At 38.6% G+C, this 5219-nt stretch carries 4 protein-coding genes and 2 tRNA genes; 3 read left to right on the top strand and 3 right to left on the bottom strand.

Features of this window, described 5'->3' with window-relative positions; translation table 11 throughout:
- Positions 1-66: 66 nt before the first annotated feature.
- From ACEW8O_RS04830 to ACEW8O_RS04820, 3 genes are all read right to left on the bottom strand, one after another.
- Positions 67-139 (bottom strand) — tRNA-Gly (locus tag ACEW8O_RS04830).
- 125 nt (positions 140-264) lie between these two features.
- A tRNA-Tyr gene (locus ACEW8O_RS04825) sits at positions 265-347 on the bottom strand.
- A 152-nt stretch (positions 348-499) separates the two neighbouring features.
- The gene (locus ACEW8O_RS04820; protein ID WP_373493489.1) at positions 500-3097 is read right to left on the bottom strand and encodes a M1 family aminopeptidase; all 2598 of its coding nucleotides are present in this window, start codon (positions 3095-3097) and stop codon (positions 500-502) included.
- Between the two features lie 49 nt (positions 3098-3146).
- On the opposite strand from ACEW8O_RS04820, the gene ACEW8O_RS04815 reads away from it, so the two are divergent.
- The 3 genes from ACEW8O_RS04815 (at position 3147) to frr (ending at position 5023) form a co-directional block, all read left to right on the top strand.
- Entirely contained in the window at positions 3147-3641 is a 495-nt protein-coding gene (locus tag ACEW8O_RS04815; RefSeq protein WP_373493488.1) for an acetyl-CoA carboxylase biotin carboxyl carrier protein subunit, read from the top strand.
- A 99-nt stretch (positions 3642-3740) separates the two neighbouring features.
- The gene (gene pyrH, locus ACEW8O_RS04810) at positions 3741-4451 is read left to right on the top strand and encodes a UMP kinase (RefSeq protein WP_373493487.1); all 711 of its coding nucleotides are present in this window, start codon (positions 3741-3743) and stop codon (positions 4449-4451) included.
- 11 nt (positions 4452-4462) lie between these two features.
- Positions 4463-5023 (top strand): ribosome recycling factor, encoded by a 561-nt coding sequence (gene frr, locus ACEW8O_RS04805; protein ID WP_373493486.1) that lies wholly within the window; start codon positions 4463-4465, stop codon positions 5021-5023.
- The last annotated feature ends 196 nt before the right edge of the window (positions 5024-5219 follow it).

Here is a 5219-nt window from a genome sequence, read left to right as displayed (position 1 = left end):
CCAAGGAAGTACTCTACCACTGAGCTACGTCGGCTGGTAACATTCGCTCTGCTTATAAAAGCATAGAGCGGGAGACGAGGCTCGAACCCGCGACCTGCAGCTTGGAAGGCTGCCGCTCTACCAACTGAGCTACTCCCGCTTGTGTTTTTCCATTTTGGCTGCTGCTCAACTCCAGTCCCGATAGCTATCGGGAATCGAGAAGAGCTACTCCCGCTTTTTGAAACGCTGTGCAAAACTACGAAAATATTTCGCATTTCACATTCGTGGGGGAAACAGGATTCGAACCTGTGAAGACATAAGTCAACGGATTTACAGTCCGTCCCAGTTGGCCGCTTTGGTATTCCCCCAACTGTTATTCGCTAAGAATCAGCTAATTTTGGCCTATTATCTTTCTTAACGGATGGCAAAATTATACCCTTTTCCTAAACATTCAAAATAATGTTAAAAAATTTCAAAGTTATTTTTGAAGACCCAATTTAACCATATAAAAATCAAGTATTTAATTTTCTTCGAGGTATGTAGAGAGGAAAAATTCCTTATACCTCTTGGCCAAATCATCACTTTCTTCTTCATAGATTTTTTTGGCTGTTTCTAAAACACCGGGTTCATCTATGAAACCAACTAGCCCCATAAATGCCGTAATCCTAATATAATTAGCTTGGTGCTTTGATGCTATTTGAGAAAGGTTCTTGATAGCCCTCTCCGTATCTTCATTAGCGTTTTTTGCAAAGTAATCGCTGTAATACCCTAAAAAATAATATAATGACTGACCGCTCAATTTGTCCAACTTCTCATTGAACCAATCACTCTTCCCCGCCACACTTTCTAAAATATAATAATCAGCAAGGGCCACTAATAACCTGATGTTCTTTTCATTTTCAAACCTGGAAGCAATCGCCTCCCTGTTCAGGTTTTCTTCGTTTTCAAGATATGCCCCCAAAGCTGCTCCTGCTACGTAATACGAAGGATGGTTCATCCATCTCAAAAAAGCAGGTGAATACTTATTCTGATCTATGGCTGACAATAATTCAATTGCTCCCAATCTCACCGTATTTTTCGGATCATTTTCTGCCATTTCATACAGCCTTTCTTCCAAATCTTTGATTACTCCCATCCAATCAGGATTCTCAGCGATTTTCATCAAGGCCAGTTCTCTTATTGCCCAAAAGTCATCCTCCAAAGCTACTCTTATTAAATTGATGACAATATCACCATCCTTGAACATCGTAGCCAAACTATCAATAGCCTCATATCTCGCCACACCACAAATTGAATTGAGGTATTGATCCGAAAAAAATTCTTTGCCTCTAAATGATCTCTTTTCAGCCAAAATCTCAGAATCTTCATCAAAATACAGGGAGTTCACAGGAACCTCATTTTCAATTGCAAATTGTTGCCATGCCTTTTCTAAGATTAGTTCCTTTTCAAAACGCTGACCTTGATGGTACCAGCTTACTTTAAATGGGATTTTGTATAAAGGAGTGTTTTCAAAATCCTGAAGCTGTGCCACTGTCAGGAGTAAGTTGTCCGGTTGGCTGTAATCTACTTCATATTCCAATATTGGGTGTCCTGAATTCAAAAACCATTGATTGAAAAACCAATTCAAATCCTGACCCGTAACATGTTCGAAAGCCAATCTTAAATCATGAACCTCTACTGAGGAAAATTCATGTTGTTTTAAATAATAGTTTAATGATGCAAAAAATGCTTCATCCCCAAGATGCCTTCTTAACATGTGGAGAATCCTTCCACCTTTAGCGTAGGAATGGCTATCAAACATATCTTCTTTGTCATCATAATAAAACCTAATAAGATCTTCCTGTTTTGTTTTTGCTTCGTTAAAGTATTGTTCCATCTCTGACAAATGGTGCATATCCGCATTATCTTTTCCCTCCTTGTATTCAAACCAGAGGTATTCCGAATAATTGGCGAAAGCTTCATTAAGGGTCAGATTGGACCAGGATTCAGTTGTTACTAAATTTCCAAACCATTGATGAAACAATTCATGGGCAATAATGCCGTCCCATTCCGAATCTATGGCTGCCCTTTCATCGAGGTTCAACTCCTCCATTAAAACCGTGATGGTCGTGTTTTCCATGGCACCTGAAACAAAATCCCGGACTACAACCTGATCGTATTTCTGCCAGGGATATTTTACACCCAATAGATCAGAGAAAAAACCTATCATTTCCGGAGTGTTTTGAAATACTTTTCCGGCACCTGCTTCAAATTCTTTTTCCACATAATAATTGACCTGCATTCCTTCCCAACTGTCTTCGATCTCAACATAATCACCCACTATGACTGCTGCGAGATATGGTGCATGGGGCATATCCATAATCCAATGGTCGATTCTTGTACCATCCGGATTTGAACTACTTGATTGCAGCTTACCATTGCTGATAGTCCGGTATTTGTCCTCCACAGTGAGTTTGATTTCCTGGGTCATTCTCTCATTTGGGGAATCGATGGTCGGAAACCACTTGGAATTGTGCTCTGTCTCACCTTGAGTCCAGATCAGCGTAGGCTTGTTGGGCTCCTCACCTTTAGGATTGATAAAATAAAGTCCCTTGGTATCAGTGATTGCTGCACTGCCAGCTACAGCGCCTTCGTTTGGCTTAGCTGTATATTTGATCTTGACTTTAAGGGTATCGCTTGCTGTATAGATCTTTGGCAAAAAAGCTGTGATCTCTTTCGAATTATACTTAAAATTCAATTCATTGTCCTCCCCTTTTCCCACCAAGGTAAATTTATGGATATCAAAATCCTTAGCATCAAGGACAAGTTCTTTTTGAGGAAAAAAGTATGGCTTCAAAGTCAATATTGCCTCACCTTTTACCCATTGGTTTTCATAATCAAAGGACAGGTCAAGTTCAGTATGCAACAAATCAAATTCTCTTGTCCGTGAAGCTCTGTATTCTGAAATCTGTTTTTCAAAGGAATCGATCAACTCGCTTTTGGTAGTCTCATTTTCCACCTCTTCCAAAAGCGCTGAATCATTTGTCGGATCCGAATCGATCACCTTTTTAGCACTTTGACAGGACCACATCACTATCACCAATAAAAAAAAGACTGCATTGGGTTTATAAAATCTCATGAAAATGCTTTTTAAAGATTAATTGTATATTTAGCGCAAAATAAAGGAAATGTATTCAGTAAGTATCAACAATTCGGTTTTTGAAGTAGAAAAATCCAAAGACATACTGTCAGTCAATGGAAATATTCTGGAATGGGATATAACGAGAACAGGTGACCGCCATTACCATCTGCTCTACCAAAACCAATCTTACAACCTTGAATTGGTAAGTTTGGATACCGAAACAAAAACCGTAAAACTGAAACTCAACAATAAACACTGTGAGTTAAGAATCAAGGATAAGTTTGATCTTTTGCTGGAAAAATTGGGAATGAATAATTTGCAAAAGAATTCCGCAAAAGAAATCAAAGCCCCAATGCCCGGGCTGATCTTCGACATCAAAGTAAAAGAAGGTGACGAGGTCAAAAAAGGTGACCCTGTATTGATTCTTGAAGCCATGAAAATGGAAAATATACTGAAATCACCAGGTGATGGTTCTGTCAAAAAAATCAAAATCAAAAAAGGAGAAAGTGTGGAGAAAAATCAGGTGCTTATCCAATTTTAAACTTTGCTCTGTTTATATTTCTTTTGGAAGGCTTTATATTTGTCGGATTTATAAATTAACCTACTTCAAAAATTAACCTCATTTACACCAATTCAAAAAATGAAATATAGCCGAATACTACTGAAATTGAGCGGAGAAGCCTTGATGGGTGAAAAAAATTACGGGATCGATTCAAACAGGCTGGAACAATATGCTCAGGAAATCAGAAAAATAAAAGATTTAGGAGTAGAAGTAGCTATAGTTATCGGAGGAGGAAATATTTTCAGAGGTGTTCAAGCCGAGAAAACCGGTATAGACAGGGTTCAGGGAGATTACATGGGCATGCTTGCCACTTTGATCAATGCCATGGCCCTTCAAAGTGCCCTGGAACAAAACGGGATGTTTACCAGACTCATGTCAGGAATCAAAGTAGAAAGCGTTTGTGAACCATTCATCAGAAGAAGGGCAATTAGACATTTGGAAAAAGGCAGAATAGTTATTTTTGGAGCAGGTATAGGCAATCCCTATTTCACTACTGATTCTACTGCAAGTCTAAGAGCCATTGAAATCGAAGCGGACGTGGTATTGAAAGGTACAAGAGTGGATGGTGTATACACGGCCGATCCTGAAAAAGACAAAACAGCAACAAAATATAGTACCCTGTCATTTCAGGAGGCTTATGAAAAAAACCTCAATATCATGGACATGACAGCATTCACCCTTTGTCAGGAAAACAATTTACCTATCGTAGTATTTGATATGAACAAACCCGGCAACCTTGAGAAAATAGTTGCCGGAGAAGATATCGGAACTTTAATCACTTCAAATTAATCCGGAAAATCATGGAAGAAATTCAACTCCAACTGGAAGAAACCAAAGAATTGATGCAGAAAGCAGTGGACCACACTGCCTCAGAACTCCTAAAAATAAGGGCTGGTAAAGCCATGCCAAATATCCTTGATGGATTAATGGTGGCATATTACGGCACCCCCACCCCAATCCAACAAGTAGCCTCAATCACCACCCCTGATGCCAGGACGCTTTCCATCAAACCCTGGGAAAGAAATCTGATCGGTGAAATCGAGAGGTCAATTGTCAATTCTGACCTTGGACTGGCACCACAGAACAACGGAGAAATCATCATTCTTACCATTCCTCCAATGACTGAAGAAAGGAGAAAAATGTTGGTCAAAAGTGCTAAAAACGAATGTGAATCAGGTAAAATTTCGATTCGAACTGTACGAAAAGATACCAATGACACCTTGAAGAAACTTCAAAAAGAAGGTGCCTCAGAAGATGAAGTAAAAAGAGCGGAAGATACCGTACAGAAACTTACTGATCAGTATTCTGCAAAAATCGATGAGCTTTTGACCAAAAAAGAACATGAAATCATGACTGTCTAATTTTAGGTCATTCTAATTTTATTAAAAACCTATTCTTCGAAGAATAGGTTTTTTGCTTTTTATCCTTTTCTTATTGAAATATCAATCATTCAATGTGGAATGATTTTTTGAAGGAAAAAAGAAAATCCGAAACTATAGGTGGACTTTATTAATTAAACATCTGAAAGTCTGAACATAACCATTTTTGAAGCTGTAT

The sequence above is a fragment of the Aquiflexum sp. genome (genome assembly GCF_041749095.1).
GTDB lineage: Bacteria > Bacteroidota > Bacteroidia > Cytophagales > Cyclobacteriaceae > Aquiflexum.
Note: the sequence above shows the minus strand (reverse complement) of the source record. Positions and strands in the feature narration are given on the sequence as shown.

Excerpts from the sequence above, each read along its gene's own strand:
- pyrH (WP_373493487.1), top strand. The coding sequence starts at position 3,741 with ATGAAATATAGCCGAATACTACTGAAATTGAGCGGAGAAGCCTTGATG.
- ACEW8O_RS04815 (WP_373493488.1), top strand. The coding sequence starts at position 3,147 with ATGTATTCAGTAAGTATCAACAATTCGGTTTTTGAAGTAGAAAAATCC.
- ACEW8O_RS04820 (WP_373493489.1), bottom strand. The coding sequence starts at position 3,097 with ATGAGATTTTATAAACCCAATGCAGTCTTTTTTTTATTGGTGATAGTG.
- frr (WP_373493486.1), top strand. The coding sequence starts at position 4,463 with ATGGAAGAAATTCAACTCCAACTGGAAGAAACCAAAGAATTGATGCAG.